Source organism: Aeromonas sp. 1805 (assembly GCF_013085525.1).
Classification (GTDB): Bacteria; Pseudomonadota; Gammaproteobacteria; order Enterobacterales; family Aeromonadaceae; genus Aeromonas; species Aeromonas hydrophila.
On record NZ_CP038515.1, the window covers coordinates 3699226 to 3722984 of the forward strand.

Annotated in this window: 17 protein-coding genes and 2 pseudogenes; 4 read left to right on the forward strand and 15 right to left on the reverse strand. The window is 64.5% G+C overall.

Annotated features, from left to right (window positions below; translation table 11 throughout):
• Positions 1-133 precede the first annotated feature (133 nt).
• The 11 genes from nrfF to E5E96_RS17410 all read right to left on the reverse strand — a co-directional run bounded on the left by nrfF (position 134) and on the right by E5E96_RS17410 (position 13322).
• A complete protein-coding gene (nrfF, locus tag E5E96_RS17360; protein ID WP_171282701.1) occupies positions 134-1324 on the reverse strand; it encodes a heme lyase NrfEFG subunit NrfF in 1191 nt (396 codons plus the stop codon).
• Positions 1321-1908 (reverse strand): DsbE family thiol:disulfide interchange protein, encoded by a 588-nt coding sequence (locus tag E5E96_RS17365; RefSeq protein ID WP_171282702.1) that lies wholly within the window; start codon positions 1906-1908, stop codon positions 1321-1323. Before E5E96_RS17365 ends, nrfF begins: the two co-directional genes overlap by 4 nt.
• Positions 1905-3866, reverse strand: coding sequence for a heme lyase NrfEFG subunit NrfE (nrfE, locus tag E5E96_RS17370; protein WP_171282703.1), 1962 nt, complete (start codon positions 3864-3866; stop codon positions 1905-1907). The genes E5E96_RS17365 and nrfE overlap by 4 nt, the downstream gene beginning before the upstream one ends.
• A gap of 162 nt (positions 3867-4028) precedes the next feature.
• Positions 4029-4982 (reverse strand): cytochrome c nitrite reductase subunit NrfD, encoded by a 954-nt coding sequence (nrfD, locus tag E5E96_RS17375; RefSeq protein WP_017409582.1) that lies wholly within the window; start codon positions 4980-4982, stop codon positions 4029-4031.
• Positions 4983-5069: 87 nt separating this feature from the next.
• A complete protein-coding gene (nrfC, locus tag E5E96_RS17380; protein WP_016350544.1) occupies positions 5070-5762 on the reverse strand; it encodes a cytochrome c nitrite reductase Fe-S protein in 693 nt (230 codons plus the stop codon).
• Positions 5759-6358, reverse strand: coding sequence for a cytochrome c nitrite reductase pentaheme subunit (gene nrfB, locus E5E96_RS17385; protein ID WP_171282704.1), 600 nt, complete (start codon positions 6356-6358; stop codon positions 5759-5761). The genes nrfC and nrfB overlap by 4 nt, the downstream gene beginning before the upstream one ends.
• 51 nt (positions 6359-6409) lie before the next feature.
• Positions 6410-7855, reverse strand: coding sequence for an ammonia-forming nitrite reductase cytochrome c552 subunit (nrfA, locus tag E5E96_RS17390; protein WP_049048700.1), 1446 nt, complete (start codon positions 7853-7855; stop codon positions 6410-6412).
• Positions 7856-8457: 602 nt separating this feature from the next.
• A complete protein-coding gene (gene glpC, locus E5E96_RS17395) occupies positions 8458-9660 on the reverse strand; it encodes an anaerobic glycerol-3-phosphate dehydrogenase subunit GlpC (RefSeq protein WP_016350549.1) in 1203 nt (400 codons plus the stop codon).
• A gap of 51 nt (positions 9661-9711) precedes the next feature.
• A complete protein-coding gene (glpB, locus tag E5E96_RS17400) occupies positions 9712-10992 on the reverse strand; it encodes a glycerol-3-phosphate dehydrogenase subunit GlpB (protein WP_016350550.1) in 1281 nt (426 codons plus the stop codon).
• Complete coding sequence (glpA, locus tag E5E96_RS17405) at positions 10982-12661, reverse strand: anaerobic glycerol-3-phosphate dehydrogenase subunit A (protein ID WP_024944479.1); 1680 nt, start codon at positions 12659-12661, stop codon at positions 10982-10984. Before glpA ends, glpB begins: the two co-directional genes overlap by 11 nt.
• Before the next feature lie 193 nt (positions 12662-12854).
• A complete protein-coding gene (locus tag E5E96_RS17410) occupies positions 12855-13322 on the reverse strand; it encodes a YchJ family protein (RefSeq protein ID WP_367396504.1) in 468 nt (155 codons plus the stop codon).
• A 119-nt stretch (positions 13323-13441) separates the two neighbouring features.
• Here E5E96_RS17410 and E5E96_RS17415 point away from each other — a divergent pair, with 119 nt between their 5' ends.
• The 4 genes and pseudogenes from E5E96_RS17415 to E5E96_RS17430 all read left to right on the forward strand — a co-directional run bounded on the left by E5E96_RS17415 (position 13442) and on the right by E5E96_RS17430 (position 18695).
• The gene (locus tag E5E96_RS17415) at positions 13442-15109 is read left to right on the forward strand and encodes a methyl-accepting chemotaxis protein (RefSeq protein WP_171282705.1); all 1668 of its coding nucleotides are present in this window, start codon (positions 13442-13444) and stop codon (positions 15107-15109) included.
• A 129-nt stretch (positions 15110-15238) separates the two neighbouring features.
• Positions 15239-16450, forward strand: a complete 1212-nt coding sequence (locus E5E96_RS17420) for an ROK family transcriptional regulator (RefSeq protein WP_024944477.1) — start codon at positions 15239-15241, stop codon at positions 16448-16450.
• Positions 16447-18029: pseudogene (locus E5E96_RS17425) on the forward strand (ATP-binding protein). The gene E5E96_RS17420 and the pseudogene E5E96_RS17425 overlap by 4 nt, the downstream one beginning before the upstream one ends.
• Complete coding sequence (locus E5E96_RS17430; RefSeq protein ID WP_171282706.1) at positions 18030-18695, forward strand: response regulator; 666 nt, start codon at positions 18030-18032, stop codon at positions 18693-18695.
• A 78-nt stretch (positions 18696-18773) separates the two neighbouring features.
• Here E5E96_RS17430 and E5E96_RS17435 read toward each other — a convergent pair whose 3' ends face one another.
• The 4 genes and pseudogenes from E5E96_RS17435 to E5E96_RS17450 all read right to left on the reverse strand — a co-directional run bounded on the left by E5E96_RS17435 (position 18774) and on the right by E5E96_RS17450 (position 23546).
• Positions 18774-20306, reverse strand: a complete 1533-nt coding sequence (locus tag E5E96_RS17435; RefSeq protein ID WP_171282707.1) for a tripartite tricarboxylate transporter permease — start codon at positions 20304-20306, stop codon at positions 18774-18776.
• A 9-nt stretch (positions 20307-20315) separates the two neighbouring features.
• Entirely contained in the window at positions 20316-20777 is a 462-nt protein-coding gene (locus E5E96_RS17440) for a tripartite tricarboxylate transporter TctB family protein (protein WP_101616047.1), read from the reverse strand.
• A gap of 42 nt (positions 20778-20819) precedes the next feature.
• The gene (locus E5E96_RS17445; RefSeq protein WP_029301042.1) at positions 20820-21785 is read right to left on the reverse strand and encodes a tripartite tricarboxylate transporter substrate binding protein; all 966 of its coding nucleotides are present in this window, start codon (positions 21783-21785) and stop codon (positions 20820-20822) included.
• A gap of 229 nt (positions 21786-22014) precedes the next feature.
• Positions 22015-23546: pseudogene (locus tag E5E96_RS17450) on the reverse strand (transporter substrate-binding domain-containing protein).
• Positions 23547-23759: the final 213 nt, after the last annotated feature.

The following is a 23759-nucleotide window of genomic DNA, read 5'->3' on the forward strand; positions in this document are numbered from 1 at the left end:
GCGGCTCTACAAACAGGTTCAATAGACGCCTATTGTTTGGCCGCCGACGGGAGGTTGGCAAGTGATTTTCCTGCCGGCGGTGCTTGTGCGGGCCAAACGTGACAGGGGCATTCAGCCCCCATCATACGTGCGGTCAGCCTCCCATCATGCGGGCGGTCTGGATCGCCTCGATCAGCGCGGCCCGGTTGATGCGGGGGCGCTCTTCGTCCAGCAACTGCTGCCAGAGGGCGATGGCCTGAGAGTAGCGGCCGTGCAGGAAGTGATCGGAGGCGAGCAGCATCAGGGCGCTAACCTCGCCCTTGTCCTGCTTGAGCGCACTACCCAGCAGGCGCTGTGCCTCCGGGGTGAGCTGCTGGCCCGCCTGGTAGTAGAGCACGGTGGCCTGGGCGGCCTGGGTCGCGGCGCTGGCGCCCCCTTCTTGCAGGGCGAGGCGCTGGTAGGCGAGCAAGGCGTTGTCGTACTCGTCCCGATACAGATAGAGCTGACCGAGCGCCGCCCAGCCGTCGAGATCGGCGGGGTTGGCTTGCAGGCGCTGGTGCAGGGCGCCCAGCTCCTTGTCCTGCAGATCCCGCGGGCTCAATCCCGCCAGCGGGTCGGGGCGCGACTGATAAGCCTGCCACGCCTGATAGCGGCCGGTGCCGGCATAAATACCGGCCATCAGCGCCAGCAACAGGGCCCCAAGCAGTATCCATGAGCGCAGCCAGAGCTGCGGACGGGCGGTACGGTCCTTGGTCAGCCGCTCGCGCAGGGCCTGCTCGGCAGGTGGGGTGGCGTTGGCGAGACGGGCCAGCTCCAGCTCCCGGTAGAGGCGGCTGTGGGGGGCAAGCCCCGCCTGCTGCTCGGCCATGATCAGTTGGTTCAGCTCGGCCCTGGGGTCGTGGGCGAGCATCCTCTCGGCTCTGTCGCCGATAAGCGGCACCCGCGCCGGTTGCCGGCGATGCAGGCTCCTGCGCAGGCGATTGAGCGCCAACAACAGCAAGAGGGCGGGGCCGCCCCACAGCAGCGCCGTGCTGCGCTTGAAGGGGGGATCGTAGCGCACGAAATCGCCGAAGCGCTCCGTCATGCGGGCGATCACCTGCTCATCAGACTGCCCCTCGTCCACCCAGCGGTAGACCTCGAGCCGCAGATCCCGGGCGATGGGAGAGTTGGACTCCACCAGGTTCTGGTTCTGGCACTGGGGGCAGCGCAGGGCGCGGGCCAGCTCCTGAGCGCGGGTCTGCCGCTCGGGGTGGCGAAACTCATAGGTGTCGACCCCGCTGGCAAGAGCCCCGAGGCTCAAGGCCAGCAAGAGCGGCGCAATCAGGGTGTGGCCGAGGCGGCTCATGGCTTGCTCTCCTGCACTTGTCTCTCTACTTCTCTTTCCACTTCGGGCTGGCTAGCGGTGTTGCTGCGGGCCTTTGCAAGCAGGGGGGCAAACTGGCGTTGCCAGATCTCCCGGGTGAGCAGGCCGGTATGACGGGTCAGCAGGGTGCCGTCGCCGGCGAAGAGATAGGTTTCCGGCGTGCCGTAGACGCCGAGCTCCAGCGCGAGTCGGCCGTCGGGGTCGGCCAGCACGGTGCGATAGGGGTTGCCAGCCTCGGTGAGCCAGGCGCGGGCGGCGTCCCCCTTGTCCCGGTAGTTGAGGCCGTAGAGGGGCACGGCGCTGGCCAGCTCACCCAGCAGCGGATGCTCGGCGCGGCAGTTGGGGCACCAGCTGGCCCAGACGTTGAGCACGAAGGGCTCCCCCTTGAGCGCCGCGGTGTGGATGGGGGCACCACCAAACAGATCGTCACTCTGCCACGCGGGCAGGGTACGCCCGGCGACGGCTTCATCCTGGCTGTAGGGGTTGTTGCCAAGGCCGAGCCAGAGCAGGGTGCCAAGTCCCAGAGTGAGCACGAGCGGCACGAACAGGCGCAGACGGGCGTTCATAAGATCTCCTGTTCAAGCCGAGGGTAGGGGGCGGTCGCTGGCGCAGGATGGCTAGCCAGCAGCGGCCGGCGGGCAAGCAGGCGCAGGGCACCGCCCGCCATCATCAACAGGCCGCCTAGCCAGATCCAGCGCACCAGCGGCTTGTAGTGCAGCCGCATGGCATAGGCGCCGGGCCCCATCTTTTCACCAAGCACCACGTAGAGATCGCCGAGCATTCCCCATTTGATCCCGGGTTCGTTCATGTTCATGGTGCGCACGCTGTAGTGGCGCCGCTCCGGCGTCAGCCGCGCCACCTCTTTACCGTCCTTGTGCACGCTAAGCGTGATGCGCTCGGCGGTGTAGTTGGGGCCGATGAGCGGCTCGCTCCCCTCATAGCGAAACTCGAAGGCGCCGAGCCGATAGGGCTGACCTGCGGCGAGCACGGCGCCCCCCTCCTGGCTGTGGTGACTCACCTGCGCAATGCCGAGGGCGCACACCGCCACCCCGAGGTGGGCTAACAGGCTGCCGAACCGATTGAGGGTGAGCTCGCGCAGCGACGTCGGTTGCAAGAGCGGGAGCAGCAGGCTGGCCATCAGCCAGAGGCTCAGCACGTTGGCCGCAAGCCCGAGCCAACCGCCCCGCAGCGGCTCGGGATAGGCGAGGCTCAGCAAGGCGCCCCCCAGCAGGCCGAACAGGCATGGGAGCAGCACCTTGATACGGCGCTGGGCTGCCAGATGTTGCCAGCGCAGGCGCGGCAGCTGGGTCATCAGCGCCATCAGGCAGAGGGCCAGCGGCATGAAGATGGTATTGAAATAGGGGGCGCCCACCGAGAGTGACCCCAGATGGAGCGACTGGAACACCATGGGGTAGAAGGTGCCGAGCAGCACGCTGGCACAGGCCACGCTGAGCAGCAGGATGGCGGCGCCGAGCAGCCCCTCTTTTGACAGCAAGCCAAAGCGGGCATAGGGGGCGCGAATGTCCGCCCGCAGGGCAAACAGGGTGAGGGCGCAGGTCAATAGCAAGCCGAGCAGCAACAACAGGGTGAGGCCGCGGCTGGGGTCCACCGCAAAGGCGTGCACCGAGGTGAGCACCCCGGAGCGCACCACGAAGGTGCCGAGCAGGCTCAGCGAGAAAGTAAAGATGGAGATCAGCAGCACGGCGTGGCCGTAAGCGCCGCGTTTCTCGCACACCACCAGGGCATGCAGCAGAGCGGTGCCAAGCAGCCAGGGTAAGAGGGAGGCATTTTCCACCGGATCCCAGAACCACCAGCCACCCCAACCGAGCTCGTAATAGGCCCACCAGGAGCCCAGCACGATACCGGCGGTGAGAAACACCCAGGAGCCGAGCGCCCAGGGACGGCTCCAGTGGGCCACGGCGCCATCGAGCCGACCCGAGTGCAGCGCCGCCATGGCGAAGGCGAAGTTGACCGCAAAGCCGACGTAACCGAGATAGAGCAGGGGCGGGTGGATGATGAGGCCGATGTCCTGCAGCATGGGGTTGAGATCGCGCCCCTCCAGTGGCCCCGGGAACTGGCGGTCAAACGGGCTGGAGAAGATCAGGGTATAGAGCCCGAACAGCCCGACGATCAGCCCCATGATGGCCAAGACCCGGGTGCGGATCAGCGGATCGACCCGCTTGGAGCAAAGGGCCACCAGCGCGCCCCACAGCCCCAGCGCAAAGACGAAGAACAGCATGGAGCCCTCGTGGCCGCCCCACACGGCCGCCAGCTTGAAGCCCAGCGGCAGGGCGCTGTTGGCGTGCTGGGCCACATAGACTAGGGTGAAGTCATCCTGGCCAAAACAGCTGGCGAGCAGCAGCAGGGCGGCCAACAGCAGGAGCGCGACCAGGAGGGCCAGCGGTGTTGCGCAGCCCAGCAGCGGACGTGAGGCGAGCCGCAATCCCAGCCAGGGCAGCAGCCCTTGCAGCAGGGCGAGCCCGGTCGCCAGCAACAGTGAGAGATAGCCGAGCTCCGCCAGCACACAACCTCCAGTCAATCATTCGTCTATGTTATGCCGCAGCGTCTGCACCGTACCGGCGCTGGGGGATAACATCCACATTCCTGGCAACAACCAATCGCAACAACTCATCGCCACAAATAAGCGCCAGTCACCCGAGGGTGGCTGGCGCTGGTGATCATACCTTTAAACTACCGTCATCTGGCCGGCGTAGAGCACGAAGTAACGCAGCAGCAGGATCCCCACCAGGGTCAGGCTGCAGACCAGCACCAGATAGCCGTTTTTGGCCCGCAGCGGTGCGGGGGCCAGCAGGGCCAGCAACTGGGGCAGCAGCATGCCGATGCCCACCACCCCGAGCCAGAACACCTGAGCCCAGAAGCCGCTGCCGATGGCGGCCCACATGGCGGCCTCCTTCTGGCCGCCACCGAAGTAGAGGCCGGTAAAGAAGCAGACCAGCAGCAACACCTCCACTGCCAGCACCGGCCGCTCGAAGCGGTGCACGAAACTCACTCCCTGGCTGTGATGGTTCTCCTTGAACAGGGTGACCGCCAGCAAGATGGTGGAAGCGATGCCGGAGCTGACGCCGGAGATAAGGAACAGCACCGGCAGCACAGGGTTGTTCAACAGCGGATAGGTCTTGAGCGCGGAGAGCAGAAAGCCGGTGTAGGCCCCCAAGAGCACGGCGAGCAGCAGCAAGAGTGGCGCCAGCAGCCGCTCGATGCGGGCGAGCCAAGCGATGAGATCATCCACAAAGGCGAACTTCTCTTGCAGCAGGTGACGACGCAAGGTCTCGATCTCGGAGCGAAACACCACCGCCAGCCAGGCAAACAGCACCGCCATGTAGACCTGAAACAGCATGACCCCCATGGACATCACGGAGTCGAACTGGTAGTGGAACATCAGCTTCCAGAAGGTCCAGGGGCGGGCCAGATGGAAGATGAGGATCAGTAACCCCAGCACCACGCTCACCGGCGCCAGAATGGCGGTCGCCTTGATGATGCCGCTCTCGCTGCCGGCCCCCTTGCGGCGCAGCAGCACCGAGAGGGTGGTGGCCCCGGCGGAGATGCCGAGCAGAAAGAGATAGATGGCTATGGGCCAGTCCCACACCAGCGAGGAGAAGTGAAATGCGTCATGCAACATGATCCATTCCTCCTTCTGTTACTGCGGTAGATGGCGATCGGACAAATCCCCACACGAGTGAAGGGAAGTGAAATGCCTCTTGCATGGTCATGACTTTATCTCCCCTTTGGGCACGCGGTACATCTTGGGCGAGGTGCCGAGAGCCTGCTTGTAGCGATAGGTGGTCTCCTTCACCAGCCGTTTGGCGATGGGGCTGTCCGGGTCATCCAGATTGCCGAACACCAGCGCCTTGGTGGGACAGGATTCCACGCAGGCCGGCTCCTTGCCCGCCGCCAGGTTGGTCTTGCGGCAAAAGTCGCACTTGTCGGCCACCTTGGTGACAGGGTTGATAAAGCGCACCTGATAGGGGCAGGCGGCCAGACAGTACATGCAGCCAACGCAGAGATCCGGGTTGACGTCGACGATGCCATCTTCCTTGCGGATATGGGAGGCACCGGTCGGGCAGACGTGCACGCAGGGAGCGTTGTCGCAGTGCTGGCAGGACTTGCGAAAGAAGTGGTACTCGGCATCGGGGAAGGTGCCGATGGGGCCAGAGCGGATGATCTCGAGGCGCGAGACCCCCTCTGGCACCTGATTCACCTCCCGGCAGGCATCCATGCAGGCGGTGCAGCCGATGCAGGCCGTCTCGTCGTGGATCATGCCGTAGCGGACCCCGTCGATGGTCTGGCTGTGGGCGAGGGTGGTGGCAAGGGAGCGGGTGTTGGCACGAGCAGCCCCCGTCATCATGATGAGGGCCCCCGCGCTCATCCCCGCCATGAAGTGACGGCGAGAGCAGCTCATTGTGCCTCCTTGCCCGAGGTGGTGTTCGCCTTGGCCGCCTTGACGGCCTCATGCTGCTTGCTGTGGCAGTCGACGCAGAGCTTGATGCGGGACTTCTCCGGAATCGCCACCATGGGCTCCTTGGCCGGGTGCAGCTGGTGGCAGCTGGTGCAGGTGAGCTTGGTGGCGTGCACGTCGTGGGCCCAGAGCGCCTCGCGCAGCGGTTTGGGCTCGTGACAGCTCATGCAGACCCCGTTCTGCTCGGCGATGGGGTAGCTCTCGGTACTCTGTTTGTCCTTGAAGCTGTCGCTAAAGCGCATCACATCCTTGACCCCTTCCCGGTGTTTGGGGGAGGGCTGACCATGGCAGTTGGTGCAGGTGACCGGCGCCAGGTTGTTGGGGTTGGTCGCCTGGCCGTGCTTGCCGTGCATGCCGTATGCCTGCTCCTTGTGGCAGTCGGTACAGGCGGCATCGGGATTGCGCAAAAACTCCACCTCATGTGTGGCAGAGAGGGCCGCAGGGGCGTTCGCCGCATCGGCGGCCTGACCCTGCAGGCTGGTCAGCAGCATGGCTGCCATCAGCATCAGTCGTAAGAAATCCATCGTTAAATCACCCATAGGAAGCCTCCATCCGGCTGCGGGCCCGACACTGCGGGCCCGCATGCCTCATCATTGTGCGAGCCGTCCGGCCGCTTTGGCCTCGGCATCCCAGGCGGGGACTGTGGTCTTGAGGAACTGGGCCTTGTCGCTGTTCATCTGCTTCATGTCCATGCCAAGAGCTGCCTGGGCCTTCTCCTTGCTGGAGATGTCAGGAATGGCGATCTCGTGGCTGATCCCCTTGGCGGCCAGCAGGCGTGCCAGCTTGGTGCGGGCATCGGCGGCCTTGTCCAGAGCGGTTCCCAGCATGCGCAGCGCCACTTCCGGGGCGTGCATCTGCACCCCGTGGGAGGCGATGGAGAAGTCCCAGCGCCATTGGGCGTGACGGATGTCCTGCAGGATGTCCTTCATCTCGGCCTCGGTGGCGCCGGCATCCCAGGCGGCCTTGGCTTCAAAGTGGGCGTGCACCAGCTGCTTCTCGACTTTGAGCTTGATCTCGGTGACGGCATCCTTGCGCTGCTTGACCACCCCTTGCAGCATCTCCTTGCTCTGGGTGTGGCAGTTGCGGCAGGTCTGGTCGAAGCGATCGAAGGGGTTGCCCACCTTGTGATCGGTGTAGACCTTGCCCTGCTCGTTCTGCACCTTGGGCATGTGGCAATCGACGCAGGCGACGTTGTTCTGGCCGTGAATGCCGGCGCGCCAGGTCTCGTACTCGGGGTGCTGGGCTTTGAGCATGGGGGTCTTGGAGAGGGCATGGGTCCAGTCGGCAAAGCCGATTTCATCGTAATACTGCTCCATCTGCTCAACTGTGGTGCCCTTGTCCCAGGGGAATTTCACCGCCTTGGTCGGGCCGCTGAAGTAGTACTCCACGTGGCACTGGCCGCACACCTGGGACTGCTGATCGAAGCGCCCCTGCTCCTTGAACGGCTTGCCGATGGCGGTCATGGCCCGGTCGGCATAGGGACGGGAGAGGTGCAGGGCGGGTTTGCCCTCCTTGAACTCTTTCGAGGCGGTGTCGTGGCAGTCGGCGCAGCCGATGGTGTTGACGATCTCGGGGCCGCCTTTTGCCCACATCCCCTTGAAGTAACCATCCTCACCCTTCTCGTCGATGACGCGGGCCACGTCCGGGCCTTTGCAGCTCCAGCAGGCCATGGGCAGCGGACCGTCTTCGGCGGTTTTGGGGGCGCCGGTGCGCAGGGTTTCCCGCACGTCGGTCAGCGCATAGAAGTGGCCGCGCGGCTTGTTGTAATCCTTGGAGAAGGGGTAGCCGGCCCAGAGCACCACCATCTGCGGATCTTCCGCCAGGGCGTCGGTGCGCTCCTTGCTCTCGCTGGTGCCTTTCCAGCTGGTGAACTGATCGGCGTGATCCTTGGCGAATAGCTCGCTGCGCGCCTCGATCTTGCCCTTGGGTTGTGCCTCATCGGCCGCCTGTGCCCAGCCGCTGGTGCCAAGGCAGGTGGTAAGCAGCAGGGCGGCGAGGCCCAGCCTGGTCTGTCTGTTGTGTGAACTCACGATCATCACTCCCAAATCGATCTCATTGCCAAGCCTGACCGTTCCATCCTGGATGTGGGCATCAGCCCCCGCACTAGGCAGGAGCAGGCAGGCCGATTAATTGTTATTAGTGAATAAAACCCATGTGTTTATGCGATTGCTCGAGCTGGATATTACCAAATGGGTAAAACGAATGATGATTTATCGGGAGCGGGATTGCGCTAGATCAATTGTCGGAGCAGGCAACAAGCGGAAATGAGATCCCGGTTAAATTATGAGGAAACTCAACTTATTGCATCATTGTTAATGCGGTGCACCACGCACCGTGGCGGCCATGGCCCGCCAGCCCGCGTCCTGCAAGGGAATGTGCGTCAAATGGCGCGAGCCGTATTCATTTAGGGATAGAAAATTTCTGTGAATAGATATGCATTATTAAATTCAGGGAAGGGAGCCATGATGATCCCCTGATTGCCGGATTCAATCAGAGGACTGTCCATGGATACCATGGTCTATTCGAACGATGATCCAGTAAAAAGAGCCGGCAATTGCCGGCTCTTTTTCTATCTGGTATTTGCCGAGCGGGCCCTCAGGTGGATGGGAGCTCGCAAGCGGATACGAAGGTGCTCATCTCACGCCAAGGCTTTGGCCAGCAGGTGGATGGGGTGTTCACAAGGGAACGGTGTGCTCATCTCGATCTGCCATTTGCAGGTTTCGCAGTCGGTGATGACCAGATCAGGCTTGAGCCGGTTTATCTGATCAAACAGTCCTTCGCCGATGGCCTGGCTGGTCTGATAGTTCTCCGACTTGAAGCCGTAGGTGCCGGCGATGCCGCAGCACTGGGAGTCGAGCACAGTCACCTTGACCCCTGGGATGGCGCGCAGCAGCTCGAGGGTATAGATGACGCCGCCCATCTTCTCCATGTGGCAGGGGGTGTGGTAGGCGATGTGCAGATTGAGCGGCTTCATCGCCGGCTTGTTGCCCTTGTAGAACTCGTTCCACAGGAAGCGGGTCACCAGCGAGATGCGATCGCGCACCTTGTGGTTGTCCTGCTCCAGCAGGTGGGGATATTCGTCGCGCAGGGTGAAGCCGCAGGTGGAGGAGGTGGCCAGCAGCGGCATCTCGTTGCCGAGCAGGGTGTTCTCCAGCTGCTTGATGTTGAAGGCAGCCTGCTGCTTGGCCTTGTCCATGAAGCCGTTGGCAATCAGCGGCACGCCGCAGCACTTCTCCCGCTCCAGCAGCTGGACGCCGATGTTCATGGCGTTGAGCACCTGCACCAGCTCCTTGCCGAGCTGCGGGTGGTTGTAGTTGACGTAGCAGCCGTGGAAGTAGGCGATTTGGCGCTCGAAGCGGGCCTGACTCGCTTTCTGCTTCTTGTACCAGCCGCGGAAGGTGCCCTGGGAGTACTTGGGCAGGTCGCGGTGGGAGGAGACCCCCAGCGCCTTGTCCAGCACCAGCTTCATCGGCTTGAGGCCGGTGGTGAAGTTGACCACCGGGGCCATCAGGGTGGACATGCTGCCCATCAGATCGGTATGGGAGAGCACGAACTCGCGGATCCCCGGCTTGAAGCCGCTGTACTGGTGCTTGGCCTTGGCGATGATGTCGCCGATGCGCACCCCGCTCGGGCAGGCCACTTCGCAGCGCTTGCAGTTGGTGCAGTACTTGAGGGCGCTGTCAAAGAGCTCCGGGCTCTTGATGCGCAGCCGCTCGCCATCCGGGCCCGCCTGCTTGGGGCCGGGGTAGGCCGGGTTGGCCTTGGCCACCGGGCAGTAGGCGGTACAGACGGTGCATTTGATGCACTGATCGAAAGTTTGGTTGGCATGATCCAGTAGCATGTCAGTTCTCCTCCCGTTGGGTGTGAAGGCACGGGATATGGGACAAAATCATCATTGGGCTGAACTCAAAATGTGACCGGCAGCCTGCCAGCCGGTGGCAACTGCCACGCCGGAGCCGGAACCTTCCTTGATGGGATCGTAGTGCGCCAGCACGCTGCCGGCGCCGTAGAGGTTGGTGAGCGGCTTGCCGCCACGCAGCACCCTGAGCTTGTCGTCGGTCTTGACCCCGAAGCCCATGAAGGGGTGGTGGTCGAACAGGCGGCGGCCGGCCCAGGCGTCGCGCTCGGGCAGGCTCAGCACATCGGCGTTGAAGATCGGCTCGCGAATGCCGCGCAGGCGGGACTCCAGCCCGCGGCTGAAGAAGCTGCCGGAGGCGAGCACGAAGTGGTCCGCCTCGAACAGCTGATCGTCACCATTCTGGCTGTGCACGCCAATCACCCGGTCACCGTCATAGCGGGCGCCCAGCACCCGCTCGCTGGTGAGGAAGGTGCCACCAAGGGCCATGAAGCGGCGCTTGAGCGCCTCCTGCATCCGCATGCCGATGAGTGACGGCGGCATGGTAGCCACCTCCTTGATGATGCAACCGGTGCGCTGCTCCAGCTCCGCCAGGCGCGGGCCGACCAGCCCCAGTGACAGGCAGGCGGGCAGCACCAGGTGATGGCAGCGCGGCTCACCACTCTCCTGTACCAGGCGGCTGATCTCGCGGGCCAGATCCGTCAGCAGGTCACGCTGGCCATTGCCCTGCTTGTCGAACAGGCGGGCGATGTCGGCGGAGCGAAACTCGTGGGGATTACGGCTGAACTCGGCCAGCTGGGGCAGGCGGAGCTCCCCGGTCAGGATGCGGCAGTGGGCGAAGCGGGTGTGGGTCGCCAGGTTGGCGGCCGCGAGCTCGGGGTGAAAGTCGCGAAATCCCTCCAGGGTCGCCAGCAGGATGGCGTCGGGGGCCGGCGCATCGGTCACACAGGCGCAGGTGTCGGGGGAGAGCCAGGTGGCTTTGAGGGTGCCGATGGGGGTCAGCCGCTGGTGGTTGCGCTCCTGGCGAAACAGCGGCAATCCCTGCGCGGCGCAGTGGCGCTGCAGATCATCGAGGCTCGCCGCGATATGGGTCAGCCCCACCTTGTTGTAGGGATGCTCGGGGTTGGCGGCCATAAAGGCGGGCAGAGCGGCGCGGGGATCCCCTTCGCTCTCCAGCAGATCGACCGAGCCGGAGGAGAAGTGCAGGGCGCTCTGGCCGGAGGCCATCAGCAGGGTCTTCTGGCCGGCCTCGGCCAGGCGCAGGGCCGCCGAGAGGCCTGCCATGCCGCCGCCGATCACGATGCTGTCAAATTTCATGGCTGCGCTCCTTGGTGGGGTTTGCGGTGCTGGCATCGAGCGGGAAGGGCGGCTCGGCCACCAGGTGGGGGGCCGTCCACTCGCCAAGGCCGAACAGCCCCTCGTAGATCCAGTAGGTAAATTCGGCTTCGCGCAGGGCATCGCCCCACAGCACCGGCCGGGTGCCCTTGTAGCGCTCTTCCAGGAACTGGCGCAGCATGACGCAGGCCTGACGGCCGTCGGCCTTGCCATACTCCTGCATCAGACCGGCGGCGCGATAGGCGCACAGCTCCCCCTGACAGGGGCCCATGCCCAGACGGGTGCGGCGGCGCAGATCCACCAGGTTGTCCACATCCAGCTCGCGCAGGGCGTATTCAATCTCGCCGGCAGTGACCATCTCGCACTCGCAGATGAGGGCGTTGGCCTTGGGATTGTCGCGGAAGAAGGCGATGACCCGCTCGCCGTGGCGGTACTGGGCCGAGCCTTCGGCTGGCACCGAGAGGCCGGGGGCGGAGACCTTCTCCGGATCCCGCGAGCCGGGCAGGCTCAGTTCAGCGGTGCGGCAGGGCTTGCTGTTGCCAAGCTTCTTGGCCAGCAGATCGGTGGCCCATTCGGCCATCAGCCGGTAGGTCATCAGCTTGCCGCCGGTGATGGTGTTGAACCCTTTGAGACCGTCACGTTCGGCGTGATCCAGCAGCACTATGCCACGGCTGATGTTGCGGCCGGACTCGTCACCATCCACCGCCACCAGCGGGCGAACGCCAGCGTAGGCGCGCAGCAGACGGGTACGGGCCATGATGGGGGCGAGCTTGATCCCCTCGCGCAGCAGCACCTCCACCTCTTCAGGCTCGACGGTGAGCTGGTCAATCTTGTGGTAATCGATGCGACTCGAGGTGGTGCCGATGAGGGAGATGGTATCGCCCGGCACCAGGATGTCCGCGTCCGCCGGTTTGCGGGCGCGGTTGAGCACCAGCTGGTTGATGCGGTAATCCATGATGAGCAGGGATCCCTTGGCCGGGAACATGCGGATGCCGAGATCGGCGTATTCGCAGATCTGCTGGCCCCAGATGCCGGCGGCGTTGATCACCTCCTGGCACTCCACCTCGAACGCTTCACCGGTGCGGGTGTTGATCGCCTTGACCCCGTGAACCCGATCCTGGGTGCGCAAAAGCCCGAGCACCTTGCTGTGGGTGAAGATGCGGGCGCCGTGCTCCTTGGCATCCAGCACGTTGGCGGCGGCCAGGCGGAACGGATCGACCGTGCCGTCCGGCACCTGGATGGCGCCGATCAGCGCCGGGTTGACGTTGGGTTCGAGGCGCAGCGCATCGGCGGGATCCAGCTGGCGGGCGTCGATGCCGGCCAGGGCACAGGCGTCCATGAAGGTATTTTGAAAATTGATGTCATCTTCCGGCAGGGTGATGAAGAGGCCGCCGGTGTCCTCGACGCAGTGGCTGGCGATCCGCTTGAGGATGCGGTTCTCCTGAATGCACTCGCGGGCGGACTCCTGATCCGTCACCGCGTAGCGGGCGCCGGAGTGGAGCAGGCCGTGGTTGCGGCCCGTGGTGCCGGCGGCGATGTCGTCCCGCTCAAGCAGGATGCAGTCGATGCCGCGCAGTGCGCAATCGCGCATGATGCCGGCTCCGGTGGCGCCACCCCCTATGATGACGACTTGTGTGGTTATTCTTTTCATTCTTGCCCGTCTCATCTCTTCCAGATGGTGCCAGTGTGGCCTGTCTCTGGGCGAAAATGTTTGATATGGGCCAAGTTAATGTTCGCAAACGCTCAATATGAGGGGGGTTAATGAGCAAATCGTGATTGTTGTCACACTCCAGCAACAGCAGAGGGGGCCGCCGGGCCCCCTCTGTCGACACGAGTCACGGCGTTCAGCCGCAGCACTTCTTGAACTTCTTGCCGCTGCCGCAGGGGCAGGGGTCATTGCGCCCCACCCGCAGCGGCGCCGGATCCTGCTCGCCGTCGGTGTAGACCCAGCGCCCCTGATGGCGCACGAAGCGGGAGCGCTCATGCAGGCAGTGGCGCTCTTCACCTTCCATGAACCAGGCCTTGAACTCCACCATGCCGAGGGTGTCATCGGGGCCGCCCTGGCTGGCGATGATCTCGAGCCCGTCCCATTGGGTGTCGGTCTGGGAGAGCTGCTCCGCAGTCAGATCCCCTAGATAGTCAGGGTGCCAGCTGTGCACCAGGTACTCCCCCAATCCCAGCACGAAGGCGCTGTAGCGTGAGCGCATCAGCTGCTCCGGGGTCTGGGCGGCGGCTCCCCGATGCAGTGATCCACAGCACAATTCGAGAGAAAGAGTTGAACCGCAAGGACATTTGTTCATGTGTCTGGCCATCAGAGTCGATAGATATAGAGGGCGGGGATTGTAGCGAAAGCGGGTCCCCGTCGACCAGCATCCTATACTGGTCTGGTAGGAACGGAACGCCCATAAAAATAGCTGCAAGGATGTGAAAGATGACGCTAAAGCAGAAAATTCTGTTGTTGGGAGCCGTCCCCGTGCTCCTGATGGCCCTGGTGGTCAATCTCAGCAATTACATGATTTCAAAGAGTGACCTGGAAGCCGATCTGGTGGTGGCGCGAGAAAATGCCATCAAGGATCGCAAGGCGTTGCTCAGCAGCTACCTGATGCTCGCCAAGACGGCCGTCGACACGGCCTACAACCAGCCAGACAGCCCGGAAGCGCGCAAGCAGGTCACCGAGATCCTGCGGCCATTGCGCTACAGCAGTGACGGCTACTTCTTCGTCTACGACTTCCAGGGCAACACCATACTGCTGCCCACCCGCCCCGAGATGGAAGGCAAGAACCGCTGGCAGGACAAGGATGCCAAGGGCAAGCTGCTGATCCAGGAGATCGTCAAGGCGGCGCGCCAGGGGGATGGCTTCTCCGAGTACTGGACCGCCAAGCCCTCCATCGGCCGGGATGCCCCCAAGCTCTCCTTCAACCTGGTGCTCGACAAGTACCAGTGGGTCATCGGCACCGGTTTTTATATCGACGACATCGACAACGAGCTGGCGGTGCTGCGCACCGAGCGCGAGAGCAACATGCGCGACTCGCTGCAGAGCAGCGTGCTGCTGATCCTGGTGATCCTGGGGGTGACCCTAGCCGCCACCGTGGTGATCGGCAACCGGGTCACCCGGCCGCTGGCGGACGCGGTCTCGGCCCTCAACGACATCGCCGACGGGGAGGGGGATCTGACCCAGCGCCTCAAGGTGCAGAGCCATGACGAGATTGGTCAGCTGGCTACCGCCTTCAATCGCTTCGTGACGCGGATCCAGTCGGTGGTGAGCCAGGTGGGGGAGACCAGCAATCACCTGTTCAGCGCGGTGGAGAAGCTGCACCACCTGAGCGAGCACTATGACCACCAGATGCACGGCCACAGCCGGGAGACCGATCAGGTGGTCACCGCGGTGACCGAGATGAGCTCCACCGCCCAGGAAGTGGCGGCCAGCGCCTCCAACGCAGCCACCGCCACCAGCGACGCGGCGCGCGAATCCGATGCCGCACGCGGGGTGGTGGGCACCGCCATCAACAGCATCAACCGGCTGGTGGGCGAGGTGCACACCGCCTCCGGCGTCATCGAGCAGCTGGCGCAGGAGACCGCCAAGATAGGATCCGTGGTGGAGGTCATTCGCGGCATTGCCGAGCAGACCAACCTGCTGGCGCTCAACGCCGCCATCGAGGCGGCCCGGGCCGGCGAGCAGGGGCGCGGCTTTGCGGTGGTGGCGGACGAAGTCCGCTCGCTCGCCGGTCGCACCCAGCAGAGCACCAAGGAGATCAACGAGATGCTGCAGCGCCTGCAGGGCGGGGTGAAACAGGCGGTGGACGTGATGCAGGCGAGCGAAGAGCGCAGCCAGGAGACGGTGCAGGAGGCGAGCCACATCGCCACCTCCCTCGACAGCATGGTGATGGCGGTCAGCACCATCAACGACATGAACATCCAGATAGCCACTGCCGCCGAGGAGCAGCACGCGGTCTCCGAGGAGATCAACAAGAACCTGGTGGCCATTCAGCAGATCGTCAGCGAGCTGACCGACGCGGCGGTCGAGTCCAACAGCACCACCCGCGATCTCGCCAGCACCGGCGACAAACTGCGCAAGCTGGTCTCCCAGTTCCGCTACTGATGGGGTGACAAGAGGGGATGTCCCTCACAAGATGCGGCCTGAACCCCGGTTCAGGCCGCACTTAATTTGGGGATTGACCAATAATATGTGAAAATTGCCCCCTCTGTGTCAGCCCTTGCCCCGTACCCTATGAATGAGATCGTGAAAGGCAGTATCGATTTGATCCGTCAGCTCAACTATGGCCTGGTCTACGCCAGCCTGGAGGAGCACAAGGAGCTGTCCCGTACCGATCTCTCCCGCTTGACCGGCCTTTCGCCTGCCAGCATCACCAAGATCACCCGCGAGCTGCTCGACGGCGGCCTGGTGGTCACCTGTGGCGAGAGCTCGGTGGGACGCGGTCGCCGCCAGACCCTGCTGCGCATCAACGAGCGCCGCTTCCAGTTTCTCTCCATGCGCCTTGGTCGCGGTTATGTGGACATGGCGCTGTTCGATCTGGCCGGCCGCTCGCTCGCCCGTCATCGCCATGTCTTCAGCGAAGGGGAGCGCGCCGACCTGCTGGCCAGCCTGGTGCGGGCCATCGAGGGCTTCTTGCCCAAGAAGGCGCTGCGCCTCGCCTGCATCGCCCTCTGTCTGCCGGGCCAGGTGGAGCGCCACTCCGGCATGGTCAAGCACTTCCCCTTCTACGATCTGCGCAACTGGCCGCTCGGTCCCACCCTGCAGGAGGCCTTCGCGGTCCCCGTGCTGGTGAGTGGCGACGTGCGCACCTGGATCCAGGCCGAGCGTGAGTGGGGCGCCGCCAAGAACTGCGCCGATGCGGTGCTGGTGTTCGTGCACAACGACATCGGGGTCGGCATGGTGGTCAACGGCCAGCTCATCGAGAGCGAGTCGGCCCTGCTCGGCGATCTCAGCCACCTGCAGCTCGAGCCCTACGGTCAGCGCTGTTATTGCGGCGGCTTTGGCTGTGCCTGCACCCTGGTGACCAATCAGGCGCTCGAAGCCCAGTACCGGGATCTGCGCGAGCGGATGCAGGAGTACGATCTGCCCGAGAGCGTCACCATCCGCGAACTGTGCGAGCTGGCGCTGGCGGGCAACAGCCTCTGTCAGGACATCCTCCATCAGGCGGCGGGGCGGCTCTCCCGGGTGCTCTCCAACCTCATCTGCCTGCTCAATCCGGGCAAGCTGCTGCTGGGAGGGGAAATCACCCGCGCCGATCGGCTGCTGTTCCCCATGCTGCACCAGTCGCTGGCAAGCCAATTGCCGGCCGAATACCTGGTGCGGCTGCAGATTGAGTCCACCCACTTCTACGAAGATCCCACCAAGCCCACCTCGGTGCAGGTGCACAAGGCCCTGCGCGACGGCAGCCTACTGCTCGACTTGTTGCGAGGCGACAAGGAGGCATGAAGCTGGGGTTGCAAGGACGCATCCTCCTCATGCTCTGTCTGGTCAGTCTGCTGCAGCTGGTGCTGCTGAGCGGGGCCAGTTACTACTATGTGTCCGAGCAGCGCTACCGCGAGGTGGGGGATCAGGCCCTCGACGTGGCGCGGCTGGTGGCCCGCGAACCGGGCGTGCTGGCCGGAGTGAAGCAGGCCGACACCGCCCGCCTCAATGTGCTGGTGGAGCGGATCCGCGCCGAGGTCGGCGCCAGCTACATCGTCATCGGCGATAAAGATGCGCGCCGGCTGGTGCACCCCAATGCGGACCGAATCGGCCAGCCCATGATGGGGGATGATCCGAGGCGGGCGCTGCAGGGGGAGGCCTATATCTCCCGCGCGCAAGGGTCCCTCGGGGTCTCGGTGCGCGGCAAGAGCCCCATCCGCGATGAGCTCGGCCAGATCATCGGGGTGGTGTCGGTCGGTTATCTGGTGCGGGATATCGAGGCGGACCTGCAGGGTTTCCTGCGTTTCGGCCTCGCCATGACCCTGCTCATCGTGCTGCTCAACAGCCTGGCCGCCGCCTGGCTGGCCCGCCGTTACAAACGTGCCATCCTTGGCTTCGAGCCCGAGCAGATCGGCCGCCTCTATGCCGAACTCGACTGCACCCTGCGCACCGTGCGCGAGGGGATCCTCACCATCGACGAGCAGGGTCGGCTCACCTCCCTCAACCCAAATGGTATCCGCCTGCTGCGCCTTGACGAGCAGACGGCCCGGGCCGCCATCGGCCAGCCCGTCACCCGGCTGCTGCCGGAGAGTCGCATGCTCTCCCTCATTCAGGATCCGCGCCCGCAGTTTGACGAGGAGATAGTGCTCAACGGCCAGTCCCTCATCGTCAACCGGCTGCCGCTGGTGCGCGATGGCAAGCTGATCGGCGCGGTATCGAGCTTTCGGCGCAAGGACGAGCTGGCCGAACTGAGCGCCCAGCTCTCCCAGGTGCAGGCCTACAGCGATCTGCTGCGGGTGCAGACCCACGAACACCACAACCAGCTCGGCACCATCGCCGGGCTCATCGAGCTCGGGGCCACCCGCGAGGCGCTTGCCTTCATCGGGCGGGAGGCGGCCACCGAGCAGAGCCTGCTCAGCTTCCTGCTGAGCGCCATCGCCAAGCCCAAGGTGGCCGGCCTGCTGCTCGGCAAATACCACAGGGCTCACGAGCTGGGGCTGGTGCTGGAGGTGGACCCGGACTCCCGCCTGCACGACATTCCCCTTCGCGTCAGCGGCTCCCAGCTGGTGACGGTACTGGGCAATCTCATCGACAATGCCTTCGAGGCGACCCGTCGCCACGGCGCCCCCTACCAGCCGGTACGGGTGGCGCTGAGCGATCTTGGCCAGGATCTGATCCTGGAGGTGGAAGACGGGGCGGGGGGATCGATCCCGCGCTGGCGGACAGGTTGTTCGAGCGGGGTGTCAGCAGCAAGGCGGAGCCGGATCACGGCATCGGCCTCGCGCTGGTGTGCAAGACCCTGGATGCCCTGCAGGGGACCATCATCATCGAAGCCACGGCGCAGGGGAGTTGCGTCGTCTGTTACATTCCCAAGGAGGTGTGAGTGATCAAGATCCTGATCGTCGAGGATGACCCGGCCATTGCCGAGATCCACCGCCGCTTCGTGCAGCGGCTGGCGGGTTTCGAAGTGCTGGGGGTGGCGCTCACCCTGTTCGATGCCAGAGAGCAGATAGAGATCCTCAAGCCCGATCTGGTGCTGCTGGACGTCTGGCTGCCCGATGGCGAGGGATTTGTCCTGCTGCGGGAGCTGCGCCAGGCGGGGGCTTCCCTCGACGTGATACTGCTCACCGCGGCGCGGGAGGCCGGCGCCCTGCAGGAGGCAATGCGGCTCGGGGTGGTGGATTTCATCCTCAAGCCTGTGGTGTTCGAGCGGTTGCGCGATACCCTCGACAAATATTGCCAGAACCGCGCCGTCCTGGCGGCGCTGGCCGACATCGATCAGCAGGCGGTGGATGCCCTGCTGGGGACACCGTTGCAGCAGGTGGCGGCGGGCGGCCTGCCCAAGGGGATCGACGGACTCACCCTGCAGCGGGTGCTGGCGGCGCTGGGGTCGCAGGGAGCCAGCGCCGAGGAGATCGGCGGTCGGGTCGGGGTGAGCCGCACCACGGCGCGCCGCTATCTGGAGTTTCTGGTGGGCCAGCAGCTGGCGAGCCCGGAACTGGAGTACGGCACCGTGGGCCGGCCGGAGCGGCGTTATCGCCAGCCCTGAATGGAATAAACCCCTATCTCGTCTTGCCAATAAAAAGAGCGCCTGTCGGCGCTCTTTTGCTGCGTGGGATGCGCCAACTCAGCTCGGCTCGGATTGCAGTGTGGCGGCCGGTGCGCGGCGTGCCTGCCACCACTGCCACACCGGCAACAGCAGCATTACCAGGGTGACCAGGGTGAAGGCGAGGGTGATGGGGCGCTCCCACAGGAAGCTCAGGGAGCCGTCGTTGATCACCAGGGCCCGGCGCAGGTTGTCCTCCAGCATTCCCCCCAGAATGAAGCCGAGCAGCATGGGCGCCATGGGGAAGTCCAGCAGGCGCAGGCCGATGGCGATCAGCGCCACCAGCGCCATCACATAGATGTCCATGGTGTTGAAGGAGACCAGATAGACCCCGATCAGCGAAAACAGCAGCACCATGGGGATGAGCACGGGGCGCGGCACCTGCAGGATCTTGGCCAGATAAGGGATGAGCGGCAGGTTGAGGATCAGCAGCACCACGTTGCCCAGGTACATGGAGATGATCACCGACCAGAACACGTCCGGGTGCTCCATGAACAGGCGCGGGCCCGGCTGGATGCCGTAGGCGATGAGGGCCCCCAGCATCAGCGCCGTGGTACCGGAGCCCGGGATCCCCAGGGTCAGCAGCGGCACGAAGGCCCCGCTGGAGGCGGCGTTGTTGGCCGCCTCCGGTGCGGCGATGCCGGTCAGGCTGCCCTTGCCGAACTCCTCCTGCCTGCGCTTGCTGGCGAAGTTGCGCTCGGCGCCATAGGCCATGAAGGAGGCGATGGTGGCACCTGCCCCCGGCAGCACGCCGATGAGGAAACCCATCACCGAGGAGCGGGCGATGGGGGGCGCTATCTCCTTGACCTCGTCCCTGCTCAGCTTGAGGGAGCCGAGCTGCTGGATCTTGCGCGCCTCCTCCTTGCTGGTGTCCTTGCCCGGGCGCAGCACCGCCATCAGGATCTCCGCCAGGGCGAAGGTGGCCATGGCCAGCAGCAGGAAGGAGAAGCCGTCGCGCAAGTCCGGCAGGCCGAAGGTGAACCTGTCCACCCCGACGCTGCGGTCGATGCCGACGGTGGAGAGCATGATGCCGAACAGCGCCATGATCAGCGCCTTGAGCACCTGGCCCTTGCCGGCAAAGGCCGCCACCGCCGAGAGCCCCAGCACCATGAGGGCGAAGTAGTCCGCCGACTGGAACGAGAGGGAGACCTTGGCCAGCAGCGGCGCCGCCACCATCAGGAAGATGGCCGACAGGGTGCCGCCGGTGAAGGAGGCGTAGGCGGCGATGGCCAGCGCCTTGCCCGCCTGCCCCTTGCAGGCCAGCGGATAGCCGTCGATGGCGGTGATCATGCTGGCGGAGCAGCCCGGAGTGTTGATCAGGATGGAGGAGGTGGAGCCGCCAAACATGGAGCCGTAATAGACCCCGGCCATCAAAATGATGCCGGAGGCAGGATCCAGCCCGTAGGTGATGGGGATCATCAGGGCGATGGCGGTGACGGGCCCAAGGCCCGGCAGCATGCCGATGAAGGTGCCGACGAAACAGCCGACGATCACCATGAAGATGTTGATGGGCATCATGGCGGTGCCCAGTCCTTGCAAAATGCCGTCTAACATGGGTTCTCCTTATCCCAGCAACTGGGTGAACAGCCGGCCCGGCTCGAGGTAGACGTTGAGCCCCTTGGTGAGCAGGGCCCAGAAGATGAGGGTGAACGGCAGGCTCACCTTGCAGGCGAAGGCGAGGCTCTGCTCGCCCATCAGTCGGATCCCGCCGATGAGAAACAGGGTGGTGGCGACCAGAAAACCGAGCCAGCCAAGGGCCAGGCCGTAGACCAGCATCAGCAGTAGCAGGGCAAACACCAGTCGCCAGTTGCCGCTCTCCCGCTGCAGCCGCTCGCCGCCCGGAAAGCAGATCAGCAGCAGGGAGAGCAGGGCGCCGGCGCCGGCCAGGGCATAGGGCAGGGTGCTGGCGGTGAAGGGTTCATATTCGTCCCCGGGGTAGCCGGGGATCTGGGTGGCGTGATAGCCGTAGGCGAGGGAGAGCAGCAAAAACAGCAGCCCCCCGAGTCGCTCCTTGGTCAGGTGCATGGGATGACTCCGATGGGCGGGCCAGGCCCGCCGACAGTGGGATTACTTGATGAAGCCGAGTTCGCGCATCAGGCCGCCGATCTGCTGCTCCTGCTGGATCAGAAAGGCGGTGAACTCGGGGCCGGCCTGGTAGAGATTGGTCCAGTTGTTGCGGGCGCGGACCGTCTCCCACTCCGGCTTGTCATACATCTGCTTGAGCAGGGCGGCGAATTCGGCCGACTTGTCGGCGCTGACGGCAGGGGAGGCGAAATAGCCGCGCCAGTTGGCAAAGACAGTGGGGTTGCCCTGCTCGCTGAAGGTGGGCACCTCGCTCGCATCCGGCATCCGCGTCGGGGCCGTCATGCCGAGGATCCGCATCTGGCCCGACTTGACCGCCTCCATCGCCTCGCCAAAGCCGGTGGAGAGCACCTGGGTTTCCCCCGCCAGCACCGCCGCCATGGCGCTGCCGCCGGCGTCATAGGCCACGTAGCGCAGCTTGCCGGCATCGGCCCCGGCATTCTTGAAGGTCATGGCCGCCACCAGATGATCCAGGCTGCCACGGGCGGAGCCGCCGGCAATCTTCACCTTGGCGGGATTCTCCTGATAGGCGGCCAGCAGCTGGGGCCAGCTCTGATAGGGGGAGTCCAGCGGCACGGCCAGCGCCTGGTAGTCGGCGATGATGGCGGCTACCGGGGTGAGATCCCGGAACGATTGCGGCAGCTCCTTGGAGAGGGATTTGACGATGATGGGGGTGGAGTTGACCATCAGGGTCTTGTCGGACTGGGCCGAGGTCTCGATGAGGTGGGCGATGGCCTTGGCACCGCCACCGGCCGAGATGTTCTGGTAGGAGGCGGTGGTGATGAGGCCGGATTTGGTCAGCGCCTCGCCGGTGCCGCGGGCGGTGTTGTCCCAGCCGCCGCCGGCGCCGCCCGGAATGAGGAAGTGGATTTCGTCGATCTTGGCCTGAGCGCCGAGGCTGGCGCCCAGCAGGCAGCAGAGCAACGTGCGTTTGAGGGTTCCTTGCAACATGGTGTACTCCTTGTGATTGTTGCGGGAAGGTTAATTAATCGTGATTGGTCGGCAAACAATCTGACCGTAATGGCTATTAAGGCTGTTGTGGTCATTGTGTTCATTCTGGTCACGATGGGGTGAGGTGGGCCATGACGGGGCTGAAGGAGGTCAGGATGGTACTGCGGCAACGCCTGAAAAGGCGCGAGGCTCCCCGTCAGAGGGGGCGCCTCGCGGATGACGGGCTGGCTTATCCCTGTGATGCGGGGGCGGCGGAGACCTGGTCGCCGCCGGTGCCCTGCTGCTTGATGGCCTCGGTCGCCTGCTGCCTGCGCTGCAACTGCTCCATCACCAGCTTGTAGGCGATGTAGTACTTGTAGATGTTGCCGACGTAGGTGACCGTCTCCGGCCCTATCTTCTCCGCCGCCACGTACTCGACGTTGTGAAACCAGACGTTGGGATCCAGCCCCCGTTTCTTGGCCTCGGTACGCAGCCGTGTCACCCGGGCAGGGCCGGCGTTGTAGGAGGCGAACGAGAAGAGCGCCTTGTCGAGGGCCGTCATGGGTTCGTCTGCATAGTAGTGGTCGATCATCCAGCGCATGTATTTGACGCCGCCGTGGATGTTGGGCTCGAGCTGGCGGATGTCGCCCACTTTGAGCCCCTTGCCGGTGGCGGGCATGATCTGCATGATGCCGATGGCGCCGACGTGGCTGCGCGCCTTGTGATTGAGGGCCGACTCCTGATAGCCCTGGGCCGCCATCAGCAGCCAGTCCACCTCGTATTTCTCGCCATATTCGCGAAACAGATCCACCACCTGCAGAAACTTCTGGCGCTCGGCGTCGGCGGCGGCGCTCTTGACGAACTTGTTCTGCTTGAGATAGCGGGCCAGGATGGCGTCGCCACTGTGTTTGCCGCGCAGGGCGGCTATCTGCTCGTTGAGCATGGCCCGCAGTTGCGGGCTCTCCTTGCGCACCGCCCAGGCGATGACCCCCCTTGGCGGAACACCGGCTGCTCATGGATGCGGATGGCGGGGAAGATCTTCTGCCAGAACCGGGCCTTGTGTTCGTCCATGACGATGAAGGGCAGCAGGCCGGCATTGACCATCTCCACCAGATCTTCATCTTCCAGCGCCTCCGGGGCGGGCTGGATATCGACAAGCGGCTCTCCCGCGGCCTTGCGGGCCTGGTTGTAGGCCGTGAGGCTCTCGAAGTAGCTGGAGGAGGGGCGCACGTAGATCCGTTGGCCGGCCAGATCGGCGGCGCTCTCCACCTTGGGGGAGGCCGGCCCCGAGATGAGCAGCTCCCGCACGTTCTCCAGCAGAGGATCGGTAAAGAGCACCCCCTGCAGTTTGCGCCGCTCGGTGATGGTGAGATTGGCGGCGGCGATGTCGCCCTTGCCCGCGATGAGGGCTTCCAGCAGGGCTTCGCGCGCTACCGGGATGAAGACCAGATGCAGCTTGAGATGGCGCTTGAGGCTCTTTTGCTTGCGCAACTGCTCGTTGAGCCGCTTCTCCACCTCGATGAAGGCGTCGTAGGTGACGCCCCGCTGCACCCCCTTGTAGATGAAATAGCCGGTCTTGTTGTAGGTGGTGAGCACCCGGATGGTGCGCCGTGCCAGCATGGCATCGAGATCGCCAAGCAGGGGCTGGGCCAGCTGGTCGCTGCTGAAGGCCAGGGCGGCCGGCTCGGGCTCGGTTTCCTCTGCGGGGGAGGTTTGCGCTGCGGTGGCGGCCTGCAGCGGGCCGCACAGCAGCCAGCCCAGAAGGATCCATAACCGTATCATGACGATGCCCTCGTGTGTTTCATTGAGTGTAAGCGGCATGGGGCGGGCGCTTTAGCTCATTGGGTTTGGTCGGTGAGGGGCGCATAGCACGATAGGCCCTATCCTGCGGGAGCGAGGCGATGGGGCTTAGGCAAAAAGGAGAGCGGCATAAACGAAAAGGGGAGCCATAGCTGCTCCCCTTGAGTTGGTGTACTTGGTGCTGTGCAGGCCGTT

Bases quoted from the DNA above. Each gene is read 5' to 3' on its own strand.
- E5E96_RS17415 (WP_171282705.1), top strand. From the start codon at position 13,442: ATGACGCTAAAGCAGAAAATTCTGTTGTTGGGAGCCGTCCCCGTGCTC.
- E5E96_RS17420 (WP_024944477.1), top strand. From the start codon at position 15,239: ATGAATGAGATCGTGAAAGGCAGTATCGATTTGATCCGTCAGCTCAAC.
- glpB (WP_016350550.1), bottom strand. From the start codon at position 10,992: ATGAAATTTGACAGCATCGTGATCGGCGGCGGCATGGCAGGCCTCTCG.
- nrfC (WP_016350544.1), bottom strand. From the start codon at position 5,762: ATGAGCTGCTCTCGCCGTCACTTCATGGCGGGGATGAGCGCGGGGGCC.
- nrfB (WP_171282704.1), bottom strand. From the start codon at position 6,358: ATGGGTGATTTAACGATGGATTTCTTACGACTGATGCTGATGGCAGCC.
- E5E96_RS17410 (WP_367396504.1), bottom strand. From the start codon at position 13,322: ATGGCCAGACACATGAACAAATGTCCTTGCGGTTCAACTCTTTCTCTC.
- nrfD (WP_017409582.1), bottom strand. From the start codon at position 4,982: ATGTTGCATGACGCATTTCACTTCTCCTCGCTGGTGTGGGACTGGCCC.
- nrfF (WP_171282701.1), bottom strand. From the start codon at position 1,324: ATGAGCCGCCTCGGCCACACCCTGATTGCGCCGCTCTTGCTGGCCTTG.
- E5E96_RS17445 (WP_029301042.1), bottom strand. From the start codon at position 21,785: ATGTTGCAAGGAACCCTCAAACGCACGTTGCTCTGCTGCCTGCTGGGC.
- E5E96_RS17365 (WP_171282702.1), bottom strand. From the start codon at position 1,908: ATGAACGCCCGTCTGCGCCTGTTCGTGCCGCTCGTGCTCACTCTGGGA.
- glpA (WP_024944479.1), bottom strand. From the start codon at position 12,661: ATGAAAAGAATAACCACACAAGTCGTCATCATAGGGGGTGGCGCCACC.
- E5E96_RS17440 (WP_101616047.1), bottom strand. From the start codon at position 20,777: ATGCACCTGACCAAGGAGCGACTCGGGGGGCTGCTGTTTTTGCTGCTC.
- glpC (WP_016350549.1), bottom strand. From the start codon at position 9,660: ATGCTACTGGATCATGCCAACCAAACTTTCGATCAGTGCATCAAATGC.
- nrfA (WP_049048700.1), bottom strand. From the start codon at position 7,855: ATGATCGTGAGTTCACACAACAGACAGACCAGGCTGGGCCTCGCCGCC.
- E5E96_RS17435 (WP_171282707.1), bottom strand. From the start codon at position 20,306: ATGTTAGACGGCATTTTGCAAGGACTGGGCACCGCCATGATGCCCATC.